At 62.4% G+C, this 21804-nt stretch carries 17 protein-coding genes; 10 read left to right on the plus strand and 7 right to left on the minus strand.

From position 1 onward, the window contains the following. Positions 1–99: 99 nt before the first annotated feature. Complete coding sequence (locus KIT08_04060; GenBank protein ID UYN90418.1) at positions 100–2958, plus strand: hypothetical protein; 2859 nt, start codon at positions 100–102, stop codon at positions 2956–2958. Here KIT08_04060 and KIT08_04065 read toward each other — a convergent pair. After that, entirely contained in the window at positions 2936–3919 is a 984-nt protein-coding gene (locus tag KIT08_04065; GenBank protein ID UYN90419.1) for a serine/threonine protein kinase, read from the minus strand. The two genes, KIT08_04060 and KIT08_04065, sit on opposite strands and share 23 nt — an antisense overlap. Positions 3920–4017: 98 nt before the next feature. Here KIT08_04065 and KIT08_04070 point away from each other — a divergent pair, with 98 nt between their 5' ends. Next, positions 4018–4713: an FHA domain-containing protein gene (locus tag KIT08_04070; GenBank protein UYN90420.1), complete on the plus strand. Its 696-nt coding sequence runs from the start codon at positions 4018–4020 to the stop codon at positions 4711–4713. Between the two features lie 132 nt (positions 4714–4845). On the opposite strand, the gene KIT08_04075 is transcribed toward KIT08_04070, so the two are convergent. The 3 genes from KIT08_04075 to lat are packed head-to-tail and all read right to left on the minus strand — an operon-like array spanning position 4846 to position 9186. Then, positions 4846–6195: a CpXC domain-containing protein gene (locus KIT08_04075; GenBank protein ID UYN90421.1), complete on the minus strand. Its 1350-nt coding sequence runs from the start codon at positions 6193–6195 to the stop codon at positions 4846–4848. A 24-nt stretch (positions 6196–6219) separates the two neighbouring features. Next, a complete protein-coding gene (locus KIT08_04080) occupies positions 6220–7830 on the minus strand; it encodes a GAF domain-containing protein (protein UYN90422.1) in 1611 nt (536 codons plus the stop codon). Between the two features lie 15 nt (positions 7831–7845). Next, positions 7846–9186 carry an L-lysine 6-transaminase gene (lat, locus tag KIT08_04085; protein UYN90423.1) on the minus strand — a complete coding sequence of 447 codons (1341 nt, stop codon included), beginning with the start codon at positions 9184–9186 and terminating at the stop codon, positions 7846–7848. A 173-nt stretch (positions 9187–9359) separates the two neighbouring features. Here lat and KIT08_04090 point away from each other — a divergent pair, with 173 nt between their 5' ends. The 6 genes from KIT08_04090 to KIT08_04115 are packed head-to-tail and all read left to right on the plus strand — an operon-like array spanning position 9360 to position 15733. Next, a complete protein-coding gene (locus tag KIT08_04090; GenBank protein UYN90424.1) occupies positions 9360–11723 on the plus strand; it encodes an SLC13 family permease in 2364 nt (787 codons plus the stop codon). Continuing rightward, positions 11720–12835 (plus strand): tRNA guanosine(34) transglycosylase Tgt, encoded by a 1116-nt coding sequence (gene tgt, locus KIT08_04095; protein ID UYN90425.1) that lies wholly within the window; start codon positions 11720–11722, stop codon positions 12833–12835. The genes KIT08_04090 and tgt overlap by 4 nt, the downstream gene beginning before the upstream one ends. 35 nt (positions 12836–12870) lie before the next feature. Then, positions 12871–13686 carry an undecaprenyl-diphosphatase UppP gene (gene uppP, locus KIT08_04100; GenBank protein ID UYN90426.1) on the plus strand — a complete coding sequence of 272 codons (816 nt, stop codon included), beginning with the start codon at positions 12871–12873 and terminating at the stop codon, positions 13684–13686. Continuing rightward, a complete protein-coding gene (locus KIT08_04105) occupies positions 13683–14390 on the plus strand; it encodes a hypothetical protein (protein ID UYN90427.1) in 708 nt (235 codons plus the stop codon). Before uppP ends, KIT08_04105 begins: the two co-directional genes overlap by 4 nt. Next, complete coding sequence (locus KIT08_04110) at positions 14390–14707, plus strand: cupin domain-containing protein (protein ID UYN90428.1); 318 nt, start codon at positions 14390–14392, stop codon at positions 14705–14707. Before KIT08_04105 ends, KIT08_04110 begins: the two co-directional genes overlap by 1 nt. A 6-nt stretch (positions 14708–14713) precedes the next feature. Further along, entirely contained in the window at positions 14714–15733 is a 1020-nt protein-coding gene (locus KIT08_04115) for a class I SAM-dependent methyltransferase (GenBank protein ID UYN90429.1), read from the plus strand. Positions 15734–15934: 201 nt separating this feature from the next. On the opposite strand, the gene KIT08_04120 is transcribed toward KIT08_04115, so the two are convergent. Beyond that, positions 15935–17164 carry a ribonuclease H-like domain-containing protein gene (locus KIT08_04120; GenBank protein ID UYN90430.1) on the minus strand — a complete coding sequence of 410 codons (1230 nt, stop codon included), beginning with the start codon at positions 17162–17164 and terminating at the stop codon, positions 15935–15937. A 357-nt stretch (positions 17165–17521) separates the two neighbouring features. Further along, a complete protein-coding gene (locus KIT08_04125) occupies positions 17522–20071 on the minus strand; it encodes a DEAD/DEAH box helicase (GenBank protein UYN90431.1) in 2550 nt (849 codons plus the stop codon). A gap of 92 nt (positions 20072–20163) precedes the next feature. On the opposite strand from KIT08_04125, the gene KIT08_04130 reads away from it, so the two are divergent. Then, positions 20164–20379, plus strand: coding sequence for a helix-turn-helix transcriptional regulator (locus KIT08_04130; GenBank protein ID UYN90432.1), 216 nt, complete (start codon positions 20164–20166; stop codon positions 20377–20379). Positions 20380–20385: 6 nt separating this feature from the next. Beyond that, entirely contained in the window at positions 20386–20949 is a 564-nt protein-coding gene (locus tag KIT08_04135) for an Hpy99I family type II restriction endonuclease (protein UYN90433.1), read from the plus strand. Here the strand turns inward: KIT08_04135 and KIT08_04140 are convergent. Further along, positions 20946–21794, minus strand: coding sequence for a site-specific DNA-methyltransferase (locus KIT08_04140; GenBank protein UYN90434.1), 849 nt, complete (start codon positions 21792–21794; stop codon positions 20946–20948). The two genes, KIT08_04135 and KIT08_04140, sit on opposite strands and share 4 nt — an antisense overlap. Between the last annotated feature and the right edge of the window lie 10 nt (positions 21795–21804).

The raw sequence follows: 21804 nt of genomic DNA on the forward strand, positions 1-21804 counted from the left end.
ATATGCGATTGAACCGCGCAAACCCGCCGTGTATAATTTGCTCCAACCGCAAACGGTTGAAGCGTTGCGGTTTTTTGTTACCGCTGTATTGCCGCAAAAATGACGCGCTCCCTGCACACCGCAATCCGCTACCGCCTGGTCCTGGCCGCGCTGCTGCTGGCCCTGCTCTGGCAGGCCCTGCCCGCCCCGTCTCCGGCGTACGCCGCCTACGCGGCGCCGCTGGCGCAAAGCGACCCGGCCGCCCGGGCTGCCGCCCTGCTGCAGCGCCTCTCGCCCGAAGAACGGGTGGGGCAGCTCTTCATGGTCACCTTCAGCGGCGCCACCGCGGCCCCCGAAAGCCAGATCTACGATCTGATCAATAACTATCACATCGGCGGCGTGGTGCTACGCCGCGATATGGACAATTTCATGGCTCGCCCGGACACGCTCACCGGCGCCCACACGCTCATCAGCCAGCTGCAAACGGCTGAGCAGCACGCTTCGCTTGCCAGCCGGCGAGATCTCACCAGCCAGGAAGAATACACCCCGGTCTACATTCCATTACTGGTCGCCCTCTCGCAGGAGGGTGATGGTTACCCTAACGACCAGCTGTTGGATGTGCTTAGCCCGCAGCCCAACGCCATGATGCTGGGCGCCACCTGGCGCACCAGCCTGGCCCAGCAGGCCGGCGCCCTGCTGGGCAGCGAGCTCTCGGCCCTCGGCGTCAATATGCTGCTTGGTCCCTCGCTGGATGTTATCGAAACGCCGCGGCCTGACTCCACTGGAGACTTGGGCGTGCGCAGCTTTGGCGGCGACCCGTACTGGGTCGGCCAGATGGGCCAGGCCTTTATCGCCGGTGTGCATTCCGGCAGCCAGAACCGTGTTGCCGTTGTGGCCAAGCACCTGCCCGGATTTGGCGATTCTGACCGCCCGCTGGAAGAGGAAGTCCCCACCATCCGCAAATCACTGACACAACTCACCCAAGTGGAGTTGCCGCCTTTCTTCTCTGTTACCGGCAACGCCGCCTCTGCAGATGGCGTAGCGGATGGCATGCTGCTGGCCCACATTCGCTACCAGGGCTTCCAGGGCAACATCCGCACCACCACTCGCCCGCTCAGCTTCGACCCACAAGCCTTCAATGATCTGATGGCCCTGCCCGCCTTTGCCAGCTGGCGTCAGGATGGCGGCCTGATCATCAGTGACAGCCTGGGCACCCGCGCCGTGCGGCGCAGCTATGACGCCAGTGAGCTGAACTTCAACGGCACGCTGGTGGCGCGCGATGCCTTCCTGGCCGGCAATGATCTGCTCTACCTGGGCAACTTCATCTCCACCGGGGATGCCAATAGCTACACGACTGTCATCAACACCATGCAGTTCTTCGCACAGAAGTATCGCGAAGACCTGGCCTTCGCCGAGCGCGTGGATGAATCCGTACTGCGCATCCTCACCCTCAAGTACCAGCTCTACCCCGCCTTCTCCGCCGCCCAGGTGATCACTGACCCTGCCGGCTTGGAAGCCATTGGCACCAATCGTGACTTTATCTTTGAGGTCGGCCGCCGCGCCGCTACCTTGTTCAGCCCCACCACCTCTGGCCTGGCCGACGCCCTGCCCGAACCGCCCGGCCGCTTTGAACAGATCGTCTTCATTACCGATAGCTATACCTCGCAGCAGTGTAGCCAGTGCCCTCCACGGGCGGAGGTTTCCGTCAACTCCTTTGCCCAGGCCGTGGTGAGCCTATACGGACAGGTTGGCGGCAACCAGATCTCAGCCGCCAACCTGGCGTCGTTCTCCTTCACGCAGCTCACCCGCACGCTGGACGGCAACATTGAAGGCGAGGACCCCCTGCTGGGCAATCTGGCCCGCGCTGAATGGGTCGTGTTCGGCGTCACGCAGAACGACCCGGCCCGCCCCGATTCACAGGCTCTGCTGCGCCTGCTCTCCGAGCGCATGGACCTGTTGCAGAACAAGCGCGTGGTGGTCTTTGCACTCAATGCGCCCTATTACCTGGACGCCACCGATGTGACCAAGGTCAGCGTGTATTACGGCTTGTATGGCGAGAATCCTGAGCTGGCCGAAGTGGCCGCTCGCCTGCTGTTCAAAGAGATCGAAGCGCGCGGCGCATCCCCAGTGAGCGTCGAAGGTGTGGCCTACAGCCTCAGCGCCGCCCTGGCGCCCAACCCCGGGCGCGAGATCCCGCTGCTGGTCACCCGAATCCTGCCCGCCGCCACCGCCACGCCGCAGGCCACCAGCGAGTCCGAAGCCACAGCCGAGCCGCCCACTTTCCAGGCGGGCGATCTGCTCACTCTGCAGGCCGGCCCGATCCTCGACCACAACGGCAACCCCGTGCCAGACAACACGCCGGTCAACTTTTCCATCAGTCTGATCACGGAGCAAAGCACTCTGCAGCGCCAGATCACTGCGCAGACCCATCTGGGCATCGCAACTGCCAACTATTCGATCGAAGACGAGGGCACACTGGTGCTCACCGCCTCCAGCGGTGAGCCACCCGCGCTTGCCCTCGGCCAGCAGTTCAACGTGGCCGGCATCAACCCCGAAGGCCTTGCGCTGCAAGCCACGCAGACCGCCCAATCCATCCTGGCCACCCAGGCGGCCCTGACGCCGCTGGTCACCCAGCAGCCCGGCGGCGCCGAAAGCACCATTCGCCGCACTGACCTGGTGGATTGGTTCCTGTGGGTGCTGATCTCCGCCGTGGCCGCCCTGTTCGCATACCAAAGCGGCGCCAACCTGCACCAGGTGCGCTGGGGCGTGCGCTGGGCGCTCACCACCCTTATTGGCGGCCTGTTGGTAGGTTGCTACCTCTCGCTGGATCTGCCAGCCAGCCGTATGATCCTGGAATTTGGCGGTAAGTGGGGTTTGGTGATCTCAGTGCTGGCCGGCGCATTGGCCGGCGCACTGGCGGGCTGGTTGTGGTGGCAGTGGACCCGCCGCAAACCGGCTAGTGCCCGATCGTCGCAATAAAGCCCAGCAGCAACAGCAAGCCTGCAAACCACACCAGCGAGCGCTCGGTGCCGCGCGCCAGAATGTCGGCCCAGGTAGGGGCTGGCACGCGCCCCGAGGCACGTCCGGCGGGCTCCAGCTTGCCAAACAAGGCTTCCTGGAATTGGGCAATGCTCTGCGGGCGCTCTTCAGGGTGCAGACTCAGCGCCCAGGTGACCGCCCGCTCAGTGCGTGGGCTGATCTCCGGGTTGAGCGAGCGCAGGCTGGGCATCTGCTCCGGATGTAAAAAGCGCTCGCGGGCTTCCACCGGCGGCGTATTGCTCAGCAGGTGATACAGCGTGGCGCCCAGTGCATACACATCGCTGCGCACATCCGTGTGGCCCGTGTCGCCGCCATACTGCTCCAGCGGCGTGTACAGCGCCGTACCGCGCCCCTGCACGATCGTCACCGTATCCTCCTGCGCCGCCAGGATCTTCACCAGGCCAAAGTCCACCAGTTTGACCACGCCGTTCGGCGTCAGCTTCAAGTTGCTGGGTTTCACATCCCGGTGCAGGATCGGCGGCTCCTGGCTGTGCAGGTAACTTAACCCTTCGGCAATCTGGCTGGCCCAGGCCAGCACTTCCACCTCGGGCAAAAACTCGTCGCGTTGCTTGGCTTCCATCATCAGTGCCCGCAGGTCGCCGCCGGGCACATAGTCCATCACCAGGTAATCGCTCTGGCCCTCAGAAAAGAAGTCAGACACCTTGGGCAGGTTGGGATGGTCCATGCGCGCCAGCACAGTCGCCTCGCGCAGGAACTGCGTGCGGGTTTGCTCCAGCGTCTCATCAGACAGCGAAGGGTCCAGGCGCACTTCTTTGACCGCGCACAGGCGGCCTTCCAGGCGCAGATCTTCAGCCAGGTAGATGCTGCCCATGCCCCCGCGGCTGATGAACTCTTTGATCTGGTAGCGCTCGCGTAAAATTTCGCCTGTTTCCAAAGGCATTCGTCTGTTCTTCTCCAAAAATACGGTCAGGTTACCGGCCCGGAAGTGCTGGCGCAAGGGCGGATAGCCGAATTTGGTATTATACCTACGGAGCATTAATGCCCCCCAGCGCTGAAACTCACCCCGTATTGATCGCTCAAAGCGGCCCGCTGAACGGCGAACGCTGGCCAGTGCGCAACCAGCTCACCATCGGCCGCGGTGATGATTGCGACATCATCATCCCAGACCGCAAGATCTCCCGCCACCACGCCCGCCTTACCCTGGCGCCGGATGGCATCCTCCTCGAAGACCTCGACAGCAAGAACGGCACGCACCACAACGGCAAGCCGCTCAAGGGCAGCGTGCAGCTGGGCGATGGCGACCTGATCCAGATCGCCCTGGCCCAGAAGTTCACCTTCCTCAGCTCAGACGCCACCGTGCCGCTGGATTTTGACCTCCCCGCCGAGGTACCCGAGGGCCGCCGCCGCCTGCACATGGACAAGCGCTCGCGCCGTGTGTGGGCCAGCGATGTGGAAGTGCTGCCGCCGCTCTCCGTGGCCCAGTTCAGCATGCTGGAGATGCTCTACCTGCGCGATGGCCTGGTGGTGACCCGCGATGAGCTGGTCAAGCATGTCTGGCAGGAGGAAGAGGCCCTCAGTATCTCTGACCAGGCGCTGGATGCGCTCATCCGCCGCCTGCGTGAGCGCCTGGCCAAAGCCGACCCCGATCACGAATACGTCATCACCGTCCGCGGCCACGGCCTGCGGCTTGACAATCCCGTAACCCCAGACGAAGAACAAAAAGACCCGCAATAGCGGGTCTTTTTCTGTGCATCCCGAGCGCAGCGAGGGACCCTCCGTAGCGCTCAGAAATAAGACAGACTTCTGTATCTTCTGTGTTTTTATCTGCGAGCGTTAGCGAACCCAACGCTCATCTGCGGCGATTCTTTACTCCCCCTGCATCCCCTTCTGCATCGAAGCCTTCAACGCCGCCCGGTACGCCTGGCGCACCTTCTCGGCCAGTTCCTTGTCCGGGCTCTCCTGCATCTGCACCATCATCGCCGACAGGCTCTCCAGGAACTCGGGCGAGATCGACTCGCGGTTCTCCTCCGCCACCTTAGCCCGCGCTGCATCATCCGGCGCCTCGATCAGTTCCTCCAGCAGGGCCGGGTTGTAGCCCGGGTTGATCAGCTGCTGGATCAGCATCGCCAGCCGCTGCAACTTCTGTAAGCGCTCGCCGTCCTTCTTCTCGGCCGCGTCCTGCAGGCTCTGGTTGATCACCTGCACAAACAGCTCATCCAAAATGGCTGGGTTCTGCTGCAGCAGCTCGATCGGGTTCTCGGCGGCCAGCATCGCTTCCAGGTTGCGCTGGGCCGCGGCCACCCGCACCTGCATCTGCTCGTCGATCTGGCGGGTCATCTCCAACAGCTTCTCGCGCAGGCTGCTCAGCTTGGCCTTCTCATCCTCGCCGGCCTTGTCAATCTGCTCGCTCAATTGCTGGAAGAACACATAGTCCAGCCCCGGGCGGGCCATGCTCACCATCGCGCTCAGGCGTGCGTCGCTTTCGGCGGCGGCCAGCAGCAGCTCCAGCAACTTCTCGCGGGTCAGCTCGGCGCCCACGCCTTCCAGCGCGGCCCGCGCCGCCTCGATCTCATCGGCCTGTTGCTTGATCTGCTTGCCCAGCTCGGTGTTCTCGAGCAGCGCTTCCTGGATCTTGCCCAGGCGCACGGCCGCCTTCTCGTCGCCGGCGCCCAAGCCAGCCTGCAGCATGCGGCTCAGCAGGGTGAAGAAGTCGTTATCCACCGTCTCTGCATTCTGCTTGACCAGCTCCACCAGGCCATCTTCGGGCGCGGTCAGCAGGCTTTGCAGCAGCTCCACCCGCTTTTGTTGCGCCTGTAACATTTCCTTGGTGATGCCTTCACCTTCCAATACTTTTTCGATCAGGTTCTGGTAGGTGAACATCTGCTGTGGCTTGAACAGATACGCTTTGCGCTCTTCCTGCTTCAAGCTGTTGACCACCCGGTTCATGAACGGGGCGATCTGTTTCTCCTGCTCCATCACCGGCGTGTTCAACTCCGGCGGGAAGTAGGTCAGCAACAGTTCTTTGCTGGGGTCGTGATACACCACCGGCACCGGGATCTGGCCCTGGAAGCGGCAGTTGGGGCACTGGATGACGTTGACCGTGCCGTTCAATAATTTTTGCTTGGCTTGTGGGTCAACCCCCACGTCAAACAGCTGCTCCACTTCAGCGGTGACGGGCGTGCGGCATTGCGGACAAGCGACTTGTGTTCGTGGCATCTTCTCTCGTTTGCAGTGAATTTTTTAGTGACGCGGCAGTGAAAAACAAATGCACGCGCCGTCTGTATAGGTCGGGTCCACCCAGATGCTGCCCCCATGTGCTTCCAGGATGGCCCGCGTCAAATATAAACCAAGACCCGCGCCTTTGGTGTTGCGCTGGGCTTCATCGGCGCGATAAAAGCGGTCAAAGATGTGCGGAATGTCGCCCTGCGCAATACCCGGCCCCTGGTCGCTCACGCACACCACCACATGCTCCGGCCGCACTTGGCCCCAGATGCGGATCTCGCCACCTTGCGGCGAATACTTGACCGCATTGGACAGCAAGTTCAGCAGCACCTGCCCAATGCGCTGTTCGTCAGCCAGGATCACCGGATAGTCCGGCGGGAAGTCCAGCACAAACTTGTGCGAAGGCGACTGGGTACGGAAGCGTTCGGCCATGCGTTCCGCCAGCAGCGGCAGCGAAATGTCGCTGGCGTTGATCGGCAGCACGCCCGCCTCCAGGCGCGAGGCGTCCAGCAGGTTCTCGATCAGCCCGCTCAGGCGGTCGGCTTCTTCTTCGATCACTTCCAGGCTGTCCTGCACCACCTTGCCATCCCAGCGCACATCCGGGCGGCGCAGCGTGCCCACATAGCCCTTGATCAGCGCCACCGGCGTCTTGAGCTCATGGCTGATGACGGAGATGAAGGTAGTCTGCAGCTCCTCCGCCTCGCGGAAGCGGCTCACATCCCGTACCGAGGCGATGATGTTGAGCAGCTGGCCCTCCTGCGTTTTTAGCGGCGCGTAGGTCACGCCCACCGCCAGCGCGCTGCCATCCGGACGCTGCAGGTCGCCCTCCACGTACAGGGTGGCCGTGGGCGTCAGCGGCCAGCCGCCGGCTTCCGCCTGCTCCAGCGTGGGGCCGTGCTCCACCTCGCCGAATTGGATCACCTCATTGTGCCTCAGCCCCACCACGTCGCCCGCCGCCCGGCCCGAGAGGCGCGCGAAGGCCGGGTTGCAGCGCTCGATGGTGTGGTCCGGCCCCAGGATCAGGATGCCGTCTGCGACCGCGTCCAAAATCGCCTCGGTGCGCCGCCGTTCGCGGTTGGTGCTGGCGTATTGCTGTGCATTCTGCACAGCAATTGCCGCCTGCACCGCAAAGCTCTGCAACAGCACGCGGTCCTCGCCAGAGAACTGGCCGCGGTAATTGCGGAACACAAAGATCACGCCAAGCACGCGGTTCTGGGCGATCAGCGGCAAGCCCACGCCAGTGAACAGGCCCAGGCTCACTTCCCGCGCCAGGCGCTGCAGCAGGCGGTTGACCTCGGGCAGCTCAAAGCGGGCCGCATCCTCATGGTCAGGCACGGCCTTCAAGATGGGGTTCAGATATTGGATCAGCTCGTTGGGAATGCCATACGAGGCGGCCGTGGCCCAGCCGCCCGGTTCGCCACGCAACGCCACCAGCCCGGCCTGGCCGGCCAGCAGGTCAGCAGCGTGGCGCAAAATGCGCGCCAGCACCTCGTCAAGGTCCAGCTCTTGGGTGATGACCCGCGCGATCTCAAGCAGATAATCACGCTGGCGTACTCTAAAGTCAGGCAACATAGGCTCGTCCGTCCTTGAAGCTGGCGCGCCGTGGGCGGCCAGCTCCAGGTTGCCCAATCATACGGCGTATGCTCAGGCTTTGGGCAGGCTGGCTTCCAGGATCTCCAGCGCTTTATCAATGATCTCCGCCGGGGTGTCCAGCATGCCGCGGAAGCGTACCGAGCGCGGCCCGCAGCTGAGCGCGTACACGCCGTGCTCCTTCATGCGCTCCAGTAGGGCGTCACGCGCCGCGCTGTCGGGCGTGTCGAACGCCACCATCATGCCGCGGCCGCGCACATTGTCCATAAAGCCATTGGAGTTGGCCGCCACACTGTGAAGGCCGCTTATCAGGCGCTCGCCCATCTTGGCGGTGTGCTCCACCAGCTTCTCTTCCTGCATGATCTCAATGAAGCGCTGCGAGCGCACCATGTCAGTCAGGTCGCCGCCCCAGGTGGAGTTGATGCGGCTCTCTTCTACGAAGACGTTCTTGTCCACATCATCAATCCGGTCGCCGGCAATGAAACCGCACACCTGCGACTTCTTGCCGAACACAATAATGTCCGGCTCAATGCCCATATGTTCCACGGCCCACATCTTGCCCGTGATGCCCATGCCGCTCTGCACTTCGTCCATGATCAGCAGGAACTCGTGGTCATCCGCCATGCGGCGCAGTTCCTTGAAGAATTCCGGGCGGAAGTGGTTGTCGCCGCCCTCGCCCTGGATCGGCTCAATGATCAGCGCGGCAATATCACCCGGGAACTGCTGCAGGGCAAACTCGATCTGCGTGATGGCGATCTGCTCTTCACGCTTGACCTCTTCCAGCACCTGGTCGGTCACCGGAAAGCGCAGCTTGGGGTTGAGGATGCGCGGCCACTCGAACTTGGGGAAGTACAGATACTTGCGCTCGTCGTGCGTATTGGTCATCGAGACCGTATAGCCGGAGCGGCCATGGAAGGCCTGGCGGAAATGAATGACCTTGCTGCCCAGTCCATCAATGCGGTGCATACGCCCTTGGGGCGGCTTGCTGATGGTGGCAAAGTTGCGGCGCACCTTCCAGTCGAACGCCACTTTGAGGGCATTCTCTACCGCCAAAGCGCCGCCACCAACCAGGAACAGCTTCTGCATGCTGGATGGCATCACATACTTGGCAAAGGTCTCGACGAACTCGGCCATATACGTCGTGAAAAAGTCAGACGAAGACGGTTTGGTGATCGCGACGCTCAGCATCTTCTCAATGAAGGCCGATTCGTGCATTTTGGGGTGGTTATGGCTTACGGGAGCGCTGGCAAAGTAGGTGAAGAAGTCGATATATTCTTTGCCAGTGATGGCGTCACGCAAATACGGGCCGTGCGAACCCTCAATATCAACGACGATCGGCTCACTGCCTGCCGGCAGATGCTTGGCAATAATTGCGTGGACGTCAGACGGTTTCATTCGTTTCCTTTTACGGGTCTATTCTGAAGTAACGAGCGGATTATATCAGCAGCCCCTCAGCGCCCTCCAATTACGCCAACGGTATAATCTTTGCTCCCCATGCTCGTTTCCTTATCCACACGGCCCCGGCCGCCGTTCAACGGCGGCGGCCGCACAAGCGGCCACATCGACTGATGACAACTGAGATCGCCCTTACCCTGGGGATTTTGTCCGCCGCCGTGCTGCTGTTGGCCACCGAGCGCTTCCGCGCCGACTTGATCGGCCTGCTGGTGCTGCTCGGCCTGGCCCTCAGCCGGGTCATCACTCCCACCGAGGCCTTCTCCGGCTTCAGCAACCCGGCCATCATCACCATCTGGGCCATGCTCATCATCAGCGCCGGCCTGGCCCGCACCGGCGTCGCCAACTGGCTGGGCCGCCGCCTCAACGCCGCCGGTGGCAAGAACGAGGTGACCTTGCTGGCCGCCACCTTGTTCATGGTGGCCTTGTTCTCTTCCTTTACCAGCAGCACCGGCATCGTGGTGATGATGCTGCCGGTGGTCAGCCAGATCGCCAAAAAGCGCGGCCTGGCCACCTCGCACCTGCTGATGCCGATCGCCTTCGGCACCCTGCTGGGCGGCACCAACACGCTCATCAGCAACGCCTCCAACTTGCTCGCCAACAACGCCCTCATCGAGCTCGGCTTGCCTGCCTTCAGCTTCTTTGATTTCGCCCGCGTCGGCCTGCCCGTCACCCTGGGCGGCATCGCCTTCCTGGCCATCTTCGGCCGCCGCCTCATGCCGCAGCGCACCTCCGCCCTGCAAGTGAGCCAGATGCACGAAACCGGCGAACTCTTCGGCCTGGAGGAGCGCCTGTTCACGGTGCGCCTGCCGGTGGATTGCAGCCTGGCCGGCCGCCCGCTCAGCGCCAGCCGCCTGGGCGCCGCCCTCAAGCTCAATGTCATCGGCATCACGCGTGACCGCCGCCCGCGCTTCTCGCCTACGCCAGACACGCTGCTGCGCGGCGGCGACGAGCTGCTGGTGCTCGGCCGCATCGAACTGTTGCAGCAGATCATCCAAGGCCAAACCCTGACCCTGCCCAGCCGCAACGGCGCCTCCGCCGCCGGTCAGGACCCCAGCCTGGCCGTGCGCGACATCATCTCGCCGCAGGTCTCACTGGTGGAAGTGGAGATCACGCCCGATTCCCCGTTGGAAGAGCGCACCCTCTCGCGCATGGACTTCCGCAAGCAGTACAACGCCAACGTGCTCGCCATCCGCCAGGGCGCCAACCTCGTGCGCACCAACTTCCAGCACCTGCCCCTGCAAGCTGGCGACCGCTTGCTGCTGCAGACCAGCCGCAAGCAGCTCGCCGCCCTCGGCCAATCATCTGATTTCACCATCCGCGAAGGCGACTTGGCCGAGTACCGTCTGCAGGACCGCTTGCAGATGCTCACCGTTCCCGAAGGCTCGCGGCTGGAGGGCCTCAGCCTGGCCGAGAGCGACCTGGCGGATGCCTTCGGGCTCTCGGTGCTCGGCATCCTGCGCGATGGCAAGACCCGCCTGATGCCGCGCCCGCGTGAGCGCTTGCGCGCCGGCGACCAGCTGGTCGTCGAGGGCCGCGCCGAAGACGTGGAGCTGCTGCACGGCCTGCAGGAGCTCGAGATCATCGGCGATGCAACCCTGCCGCGCCCATCTGAGCTCGAGACCGAGGATGTGGGCCTGGCCGAGATGGTCATCTCGCCCCATGCTGAGCTCAAAAACAAGACCCTGCACGACATCCATTTCCGCGAGCACTACGGCCTGAACGTGCTCGCCATCTGGCGCCGCGGCCGCGCCTATCGCTTCAACCTGCGCGAGATGCCGCTGCACGCCGGCGACACCTTGCTCATCCACGGCGACCGTAGCCGCATCAAGCTGCTCGCCGAGAGCGGCGAATTCCTCGTCACCTCGCCTGACCTGCAGGAGGCGCCGCGGAAAGAGAAAGCCCTGCTGGCCGCCCTCATCATGCTCAGCGTCGTCGCCAGCGTCGGCTTCGGCGTGCTGCCCATCGAGATCGCCGCCGTGGCCGGCGCCGCCCTCATGGTGCTCTCGCGTTGCCTCACCATGGAAGAGGCCCAGCGCTCCATCCACTGGCCCGCCATCTTCCTCATCGCCGGCATGCTGCCGCTAGGCATCGCCATGGAGAATACGGGCGCGGCCGGCTACCTAGGCGATATTCTCTTCGCCTCGGCGGGCAGCTGGCAGACCCCACTGCTGATCGCGGTGCTTTTCATCGCCAGCAATCTGGCGGCCCAGTTCATCCCCACCTCGGTGGTCGTGGTGCTGATCTCCAGCGTGGCGCTCAGCAGCCTGGGCGTGCTGGCCGCTTCGCCGCAGGCGATCTTGATGGCCATCGCCCTGGGCGCCTCGCTGCCCTTCCTCACCCCCACCGGCCACCCCGCCAACCTGTTGGTCATGGGTCCGGGCGGCTATCGCTTTGGCGACTATTTCCGCCTCGGCCTGCCGCTAACCCTGCTCACCCTGGCCATCGCCGTGGTCGCCGTGCCCTACTACTGGCCATGAGCTTCGATTTCAAATTCACGCTCGAAGGCCAAAGCGGCCGCGCTCGCGCCGGCCGCTTTGCCACCCCGCACGGCGAGCTGCTCACCCCGGTCTTCGCCCCGGTCGGCACCGCCGCCACCGTCAAAGCCATCACCCCGCCCCAACTGCACGAGATGGGCGCCAGCCTGGTGCTCTCCAATACGTATCACCTCTACCTGCGCCCCGGCGACAAACTGGTGGCCGAGATGGGCGGTTTGCACAACTTCATGCAGTGGCCGAATCCCATGCTGACCGATTCGGGCGGCTTCCAGGTCTTCTCGCTGTCGCAAACCCGCTCGGTGGATGACGACGGCGTAGACTTCCGCAGCCACATTGACGGCTCGCTGCACCGCTTCACCCCCGAAAGTGTGATGGCCATTCAGGAGAATTTGGGCGCTGACATCATCATGGCCTTCGACGAATGCGCCGAGCCGACCGACCGCGCCTACAACGCGCAGGCGATGCAGCGCACCCACGCCTGGCTGCAGCGCTGCATCGCCGCCAAACGCCGCGGCGACCAGGCCCTCTTCGGCATTGTCCAGGGCGGCGTCTGGCCTGAGCTGCGTGCCCAGTCCGCCGAGTTCGTGGCCAGCCTGGATCTGCCCGGCAACGCCATCGGCGGCCTATCGGTCGGCGAAAGCAAGGAAGACATGCACGCCATGCTGGATGTGGTCGACCCGATCCTGCCCGCCAACAAGCCGCGCTATCTCATGGGCGTCGGCACCCCCGAAGATCTGGTGCAGTGCATCCAACGCGGTGTAGACATTTTCGATTGCGTGCTACCCACCCGTCTGGGCCGCACCAACGCCGCCTTCCTGCGGGCCGGCGGCCGCCTCAACCTCAAGAATGCGGAGTACGCCCGCGACGCCCGCCCCATTGACGAAAGCTGCGGCTGCTACACCTGCCGCAGCTTCACCCGCGCCTATGTGCGCCACCTGGCTGTGGCCAAAGAGATGCTGGTCGCTACGCTGCTGTCCATTCACAATCTCTATACACTCATTCACATCGCCAAAGATCTGCGCGCCGCCATTCTGGATGGCACGTTCCCTCAAGTGGCCGCCGCGCTGGAAGCGCACCACAGCCCCCTCAAGTAAGATAAGGCATTCCAAACTGAGGTTTCATTTTTGACATGACATTGCTTGAAGCCGCCCTGTTGGGCATTGTGCAGGGCCTGACCGAATTTTTGCCCATCTCCAGTTCCGGCCATCTCATCCTGGCCCGCAACTGGCTGGGCCTGCCGGCCGAAGACAGCGCCGCCTTCGTGTTCGATGTGCTCATCCAGCTCGGCACCTGGCTGGCCGTGCTGGCCTACTTCCGCAAAGACTTGCTGGCCATCGCTACAGACATGCTCGCCAGCCTGCGCTCTCGCAACGCCAGCCAGCCTATGCTCACCAATGCCCGCCTGGGCTGGCTGATCCTGCTCTCCACCCTGCCGGCCATCCTTGTTGGTTGGCTCATCAAGGACAGTATGGATAGGTTCTCCAGCCTGGCTTACACCGGCGTCTTCCTCATCGTCAATGGCCTGCTACTGGTGGCTGCCGAGTGGCTGGGCAAAAAACAGCGTCAGCTCAGCCAGCTCACCGCCGCCGATGCACTCTGGATCGGCGTCGCTCAAATTTTCGCCTTGCTGCCGGCCGTCTCACGCTCCGCCTCCACCCTCTTCGGCGGCATGCTGCGCCACTTTGACCGCCGCCAGGCCGCCCGCTTCGCCTTCCTGATGTCAGTGCCTGTCATGCCCGCCGCCGGCTTCGTGGCCCTTTTGCAGCTCGGCAGCCTGGGCAGCGCCGCCGACCTGCTGCTGCCGCTGGCTGTGGGCTTTGTGGCTGCGGCCCTCGTGGGCTACGCCGCCATCCGCTGGCTGCTCAACTACCTCGCCACCCATTCCTTCTATCCGTTCGCCGCCTATTGCGCCGTCTTGGGTATCCTTATCCTGTTACTGCAATGAAGTCCGTTTATCTCTTCCTCGCCGCCCTGCTCCTGCTCGGTTGCAGCCCTCAGGCTGCCCCGCAGGAATCAGTGCGCATCGCCATCAGCCCGGCGGCGTACCCGGCCGCCCAGGCCGTGATGGCGTGCCTGCCGGCAGACGACAGCGTCGCCGCGGTGATCGACTCCGTTCACGCTTCGCAAATTGACTATAGCGAATACGACTTCTACATTCATCTCGGTCGCAACACCTCGGCCGAGTTCGCCGCCCTCATTGCCACCGAGCACATCGTGCTGGTCGTCAATCCCGCCCAGGGCCTGAGCAGCTTCAGCGCCCTGCAAGCCGCCGATCTACTCAGCGGCCGCGTACGCGATTGGGCCCAACTGGGCGGCCGCGCCGAGACGGTGTTGCTCTTCATCCCGCCCGATAGCGATGAGGCCCTGCAGGCCTTCCGCAGCAATGTCGTGCGCGGCGCCTTCAGCAGCCAGGCCTTCGTCGGCACCGTTCCCTCTGCAGTGCTCGAAAACGTGGCCGCCAACACCAGCGCGGCTGGCATCCTGCCCGCCGCTTGGGCGGACGACAGCGTAGATATCTTTGACTACAAGGTCAGCCTGCCCGTCCTGGCTCTGGCCGCCCAGGCCCCGCAGGGCGCCGCCCGCAGTGTGCTGGGCTGCCTGCAAGGGCCGACCGGGCAGGCCGTGCTGGCCGAAAGCTACGCGCCCTGATGCGCGCCTTCCACCTGCACGATTTGCTGGCCCAGGTCGGCGGCAGAGACCAGCGCTATCTTGAGTTCCTGCGCGTGCCCAGCCTCAGCATGGGCCTCTACACCCTGCCCGCCGGCAGCCAGGATATGCAAACCCCGCACAACCAAGACGAGGTGTATTACGTCATCAGTGGCAAAGCTATCTTGCGCGTCAACGCGCAAGAACAGCCGGCCATACCCGGCGCACTCCTCTTTGTCCCTGCCCACGCGCCGCACAAGTTCGTAACTATAGAAGAACAACTGCAGTTACTCGTATTCTTTGCCCCCGCGGAAGGCTAGCCGGCCATGCCGTCTGCCCAACTGGCCAGCCTGCTGGCCGCCGCCCTCAAAAACCGCACAGACCTTATCACCCGTCTGCACGCCGAGGACACCGACAGCTATCGCCTCTTTCACGGCACGGCTGAAGGCCAGCCCGGCCTCACCATTGACCGCTATGGCGAGCTGCTGCTGATACAGACTTTCCATCACTCACTGGCGCCCGAGCAACTTTCTGAGATCGAAAGCTTTTACGCCAAAGAACTGCCGGCCCTCACGCCGATCTACAACGACCGCAGCCAAAAGAATTCCCGCATCCGCAACCCGCTGCCCGCCGAGCGGCAGCCGTTTGCCAGCCAGCCGCGCACCGTGCGCGAGCTGGGCGTGCGCTACCGCATCCAGGCCCGCCATGACGGGCAGGACCCCTGGCTCTTTCTGGATATGCGCGCCGGCCGCCGCCATCTGATGCAGAATGCCGCGGGCAGATCGCTGCTCAATCTGTTCGCCTACACCTGCAGCGTTGGCACCGCTGCGGCGGTCGCCGGCGCCCTGGCCGTTACCAACACAGACTTTGCCGAGAGTGGCCTGGCCGTCGGGCGCCAGAATGCAGAACTAAATACGCTTGGCATCTCGCCTGTCTTCATCAAGAGCGATGCCTTCCCCGCCCTGCGCCAGTTGGCTGGCATCGGCCAGCCACAGTTCGTGCGCGGCAAGCGCATGCCCAGCTTCCCCAAACTTGCCCCACAACAATTCGATATCGTCTTACTGGATCCGCCGCGCTATGCCAAAAGCCCCTTCGGCGTCGTGGACTTGGTCAATGATTACCCGGCCGTCTTCAAACCCGCCCTGCTATGCACCGCCGAGGGTGGCACACTCTACTGCTGCAACAACGTCGCCGCCGTGGATCGCGACGGCTGGCTGGCGCAGCTGCAGCGCAGCGCCACCAAAGCCGGCCGCCCCATCCGCGCTCATGAATGGATCACTCCCGAAGCGGACTTCCCCAGCCCTGACAATAATCCCCCGCTCAAAATAGCGGCTCTTTCAGTGTAGTGCGTACGCTGCTCCGCAGCCCCGCACGTCATTGCGAGGCACAGGCTTGCCTGCGCACGAAGCAATCCTCAAGATATTTAACCGTGCATCCCGAGCGCAGCGAGGGATCCTCGCTGCCATAAACTAACCCTCTCACTTATTCATCGGCGACAACATCCGTGTCCATCTGTGTTCATCTGTGGACTGAATTATCTGTCCCAACTACCGTCCCAGCTTCCGCTCCAAGCGCACCTGGCGCTGCTCCAGCAGCGGCTCCCAGTGCACGCGCTCAAAGTGGGTGGGCCGCTTGCGGCGCACCACTTTGAGCGCCGTCAGCGTGTACTCCAGCGCCAGCGTGTACTCGCGCGTCTTATGCTCGTAGTATTTGGCGATCTCCACATGCGCGTACACCTGCCCGTCGGCGGCGGCCTGCAGCCACAGCTGTAGCGCCGCTTCATAATTGCCGCGCCGCCGGAACAAGGCCGCCAGCCGTTCGCTCAGCTGGCCGCGCTTGTCCTCCGGCAGCTCCATCGAGAGCGTGCCTTGAAAGACTTCGATGGCCTCTTCGGCGAAGCCGGTATCCGCCAGCAGCCGCCCGATCGCCGCCATCTCGCTGCCGTGCTGCACTAGCTCCATCGGCGTCTCCAGCTTCCGGGCAATGTGCTCCAGCAAACTGGCCATGCTCACCACATCCATGCGGTTGTGATAGAAGGCGCCGGCCAGCGGGCGGGCGTCGCCGGTATGCATATAGTCCATGAACAGCTGCGGCAGCAGCCAGCCCGGCAGGTCCTCGCCCGTGCGGATGATGCCCAGCAGCTGCGCCTCCAGGTCACCCAGGGCGCGGCTGGGCAGCAGATCCTTCCACAGACGGCGCGCGATATGCAGCAGGTCAATATGCGGCAGGTTGCGCAACGGCGAGCGCAGCCCGTTGGCCAAGTAGCGGTTGGCCAGCAACGGCAGGTCGAAGCTCTTGCCGTTGAAGGTCACCAGCGCGTCGTCCGGCGTGATGGCATGGTCGAGCACGGCTTGCATGGCGCGCTCCTCCGCCGGTTCGCGCAGGAACAGCTGCACGCAGCGGAAGCCGCCCGCCTCGAAGCGCCCCATCCCGATCAGGAACGCCATCGTGCCGCTGCCCCACAGGCCGGTCGCCTCGGTGTCGAGGAACAGGAAGCGCTCGGCCGGAATCAGCGCCAGGCGCGTGTCGCCCGCCCACGCCGCCATGCGCTGCATCGCCTCCGGGAAGCGCAGCAGGTGCTGGCCGTGCGGCTCGTCGGCCGGGATGAAGTGCTCGACCACATACGCCTCACCAAAATCGGTGAGCTGCACGCGGCCGGGCACCACCTGCTCGATGCCCTGGGCAGCCTGCTGCAAGGCAGCTGGCTGCTTGGGCGCAATGTCGCCCGTGCCCAGCTTTACGCCCAGGGCTTTCAGTCGGTCAGAGAGGGAGGCCATGTGTGTCCATTATGCGGTATTCATCCAGTACACGTGCTTCAAAGTCATTCCGAGCCCGAGCGTAGCGAGTGGCGAGGAATCCTTTAGGGCACTTGGAAACCACACTGGACTTCACTTGCCTTAAAGAATTCTTCCACAGGAAAGCGGAACGGCTCGGCTGGCCAGCGATCAATGCTGTGGCAGCGGCAAATAAGCGGCCTCGGAATGACGTTGCGCTTAGAGTTAGGATACCCAGTTGGCCAGACATCAATCCTGACTGCGTAGGGGGCGGGTCTTAGACCCGCCCCTACAGATTCTGTGTTGAATTCATCCCAGCGGGCTATGTATCGGCACTGACCAGATAGAGGCGTGTTTGAACTAAGAGTTGGCCGGCACATGGTTAACCTCGCTTCTCTCCGCCACCAGCTCGCGCAGCAGCGCCAGCGTCTCGCGCTTGCTGCCCTGGCCCTGTTCACCGCCCGGCCCCACGCACGACGGGCAGCCGTCCTTGCACCCGCAGTTCTCGACCAGTTCCAGCGCGGCCGCCATCAGCTCGCCGTGCAAGTCAAACAAACGCTCGCTGAATCCAAGCGCGTTGCCCACGTTGTCGTACATCACCACCACCGGCCCGCCCTCGGCCAGATCTGAGCGCGGGTCGGAATGCACACCCAGGTCGCTCGGGTCGCACATTAAATACAGCGGCGCCAAGTGGCGCAGCACGAACGAGAGCCCAGCCAGCCCGCTGCGCATCGCCACCACCGCTTCGGCGCGGCGGTGGCAGGTCGGGCACAGGCTCACCAGATTCTCGAGGCGGTTGCCCTCCTCATGCGAACGGAAGCTGCGCAGCGGCTGCTTGTGGTGCACGTCCAGCGGCTCGGGTGCGCCGCACACCTGGCAGCGATGGCCGTCGCGCTCCAGCGCCGCCTTGCGCACCGCCATCCAGTCCGGGCCATAGTCGTTGGCATCGTTTGTCCACAGGCCCTGCTCGCGCAGCCGCTCCACCGTATCGTCGCCGATCGCGAACCAATATCCGTACGTGTTCAGCTCGATCGGCGGCAGGCTGAGCTGCCCGCCGCCGGGGTTTTCCGGGTCGGCCAGGCCGTTACCACTCCACTGGATCTTGTCGTAGCCGGTGATCTCAACGGTGATGTTGAGCTCGCCATAATGCTGGCTGCCGCCGGGCGCCGGCTGCTGCTTGTGCTCTTCTACCAGCGAAACGGTGCTGCGGCTCTTGGGCACGGTGTAATAGTCGGCCTCGATGGGGCGCAGGTAGGCCACCTTCTCGTCGAGATCCAGCTTGTCCACAAAGTACGTGCGCCCGTCGTGAATATAGATGGCGTCGGGATGCGCAAGCCACAGCGCGCCGTTGGGGTCCACCTCGCCCACCAGCTGCCAGGCGCCCTTGTCGTCGCGCGCCTGGATGACCACCGAGTCGGTGCTGGCGCCGCGCAGGTTGACGCCGCGCGCCGGCTGCTGCTCCTGCATCCAATAGTATTTGCCGCCCGAGGCGCGCAGCTCGCCGCCCTCCGCCAGCAGACGCAAAAACTCCTCCACCTCGGCGGCCGGCACCGTGCCGAAGTTCTCACCCGGCTGGAACGGCAGCTCGAAGGCCGCGCAGCGCAGGTGCGAAAGCAGGATGAGCAAATTGTCCGGGTTGATCAAGGCGCGCTCCGGCGAGCGGCCCAGCAAATATTCCGGGTGGCGCGCCAGGTACTGGTCGAGCGGATTCGCCGAGGCGACCAGCACGCCGAGGGCAGGCTGCTCGCCGCGGCCGGAGCGCCCGGCCTGTTGCCAGGTGGCCGCCACGCTGCCGGGGTAACCGGCCAGCACCGCCGCGCCCATGCCGCCAATGTCTACGCCCAGCTCGAGCGCGTTGGTGGCCACCACTGCGCGCAACTGGCCGCTGCGCAGGCCGGTCTCGATCTCGCGGCGCTCGGCGGCCAGATAGCCGCCGCGGTAGCCGCGGATCTGTGCCTCGTTGGCCGCGGTGCGGTCGCGCAGATTTTTCAACATCACTTCCACCATGCGCCGCGTGCGGCCAAACAGGATGGTCTGCACGTCATAGGCCAGCAGGTCAGACGCCAGGCGCACGCTCTCCTGATACAGGCTGGCGCGCAGGCCCAGCTGCTCGTCCACCACCGGCGGGTTGTAGACCACAAAATGGCGCGGGCCGCGCGGCGCGCCGTCCTCTTCGATCAGCGTGACCTGGCGCTCGATCAGGCGCTCGGCCAGCTCGCCCGGGTTGGCGATGGTGGCCGAGGCCAGCACGAACTGCGGTTGCGCGCCGTAAAAACGCGTGACGCGTGCCAGCCGCCGCAGCACATTGGCCACATGCGAGCCGAACACGCCGCGGTAGTAGTGCATCTCGTCAATGACGATGTGCTTGAGGTTGCCGAAGAACTCCGCCCACTGGGTGTGCGAGGGCAGGATGCTGTAATGCAGCATGTCGGGATTGCTGATGATGAGGTGCGCTTTGCGGCGGATGTTGGTGCGGTGGTGCGTGGGCGTGTCGCCGTCGTAGGCGGCCACCGGCAACTTTGCGCTGGCGGCCGCCAGCCATGCATCCAGCTCGTCGCGCTGGTCATGCGCCAGCGCCTTGGTCGGGAACAAGTACAGCGCCCGGGCGGCCTCGTCGCGCAGCAGGCTGTCGAGCACCGGCAGGTTGTAGCACAGGGTCTTGCCGCTGGCCGTGCCGGTCACCACCGCCACGTCGGTGCCCGCCCGCAGGCCGCGCCAGGCAGCGGCCTGGTGGCTGTACAGCTGCCCGTACCCCAGCCGCGCAAAGGCGGCCGCCAGCGCCGGATGCAGTTCGCTGGGCAGCGGCTCGTACTGGCCCGGGCGGGCCGGCTGCTGGTGCCAGCGGGTGATGTTGCCGCCCACGCCAGGCTCGGCGCGCCAATGGGCCAACAGGGCTTCCAAATTCGCCATGCTGCGGATTGTAGCAGGAATGGAACGGATATTCTATCAAACGCCAACCATAGTGTGTAGAACTATAGTTAGCATCAGGGTATTGTTGCGGAGTGTCTAGACCAACAGTTTTAGTCACTTTCGGGGCCGCAGTGCGCAAGAACCGTCTAAAAAGGGGCTTATCTCAAGAACAACTGGCAGAGATTGCGGGTCTTCACCGAACCTATATTGGCATGATTGAACGGGGCGAGAAAAACATAACACTCAAAAACATCTGGAAAATTGCCTATGCGCTGAATTTACCTGCCAGCAATTTGCTTGAGGAGTAGACGAAATTGAAAACTTTATGCGCTGTTGCTCTCAGAGACATTGAAACGCCTAAGATAAAAATTCGAAAAAACGAAGTTGGACTCATTAAATCTACAACTTCCAGAGGGGCAAATATTTTCTTCATCCCTGTTTGGGAATTAGTGGAGTTAAAGTCTTCAGACTTCAAAGAATTTGATGCATCAGAAACAGGGGATAATTACCCGGAAAAGATTTGCAACGTATGCCATAGCTTGTTACCAACGACTTTCTTTGACAAAAACCAGACTGCAAAAGGCGATAGGGTTCAACGTCGTCCCACCTGTAAAAACTGTCGAAAGATTCTTGAAGGTATTAATCTAAACCAGAAGGTCCGAATTGAATGGAATAAAACCAAACCCCACAATGTGGAATTTGAGTGCCCAGTTTGCGGCAAACGAACAATTGCGGGCATAACTAGCAAAGTAGTCATTGACCACGATCACAAAACTGGAAACCCCCGCAACTGGATTTGTGATAGCTGCAATACCGGGATCGGGAGATTCAAGGATGATATTGCAATTCTTGAGCGAGCAATTAAATACTTACGCTAATCGTACAACGTTGCTTTTAGCCTCTTTTTTGCAAGCTTTACGTAATCAGCAGAGATATCACAACCCAGATAAAGGCGTCTGGCTATCTTTGCCATTTTAAGGGTTGTTCCTGAGCCACACATTGGATCAAAAACTAAATCACCTTCTTTAGTCCAGGACTTTATATGATCTTCAGCTAGCTTCTCTGGGAATATTGCGGGGTGCTCAAATGCAAACTTATCTCTAGTAGAACCGCCAAAGCCAACCGCGTATTCCCAAACATTTGTTAATGTTTTTTCTGGCTTTAACTCTCCCAGAACTTTCTTATTTACACCATCAGTACCCTTATTAAAGGGGAGCATCTCCTGACCCTGCCTGACAGTTTTTGTCTTCAGTGGACTGAAGACTCTAGGCGAACCCTTACTAAACACAAACATAAATTCATAGCAATTAGTGTAGGCATTAGAACGCATGAAGGGCGTATTTTTCTTTTTATAGATCATCACATCGTGCACATTAAAGCCAACCTCTTGAAAGAAGATAGCTTGACGAAACGAAGTCAATGATCGGTTCCCATTTTTTATCTTGTCATTCACAACCCAAACTACTACTCCACCCTTTTGGGTCACCCGATACAAGCTATATGCAATTTTCTCAAACTCAAATTTGTAGCCGTTGTAATCTCGAAGCTCATCATAGGGGGGCGATGTAACTGTTAGGCTGACTGAACCTGCGTCCATATGAGCCATAAATTCCACACAATCAGCTTGGTAGACAGTATTGACTTGGATTTCTTGCTTTGTTTCCGCAATTCGCCTGGTTTTTTTTCCTAGATTAGCTGAAAAGTATGCAGATGCGCTGCTCATAAGAATCATG

The organism is Anaerolineales bacterium (genome assembly GCA_025808555.1).
GTDB lineage: Bacteria > Chloroflexota > Anaerolineae > Anaerolineales > UBA11579 > JAMCZK01.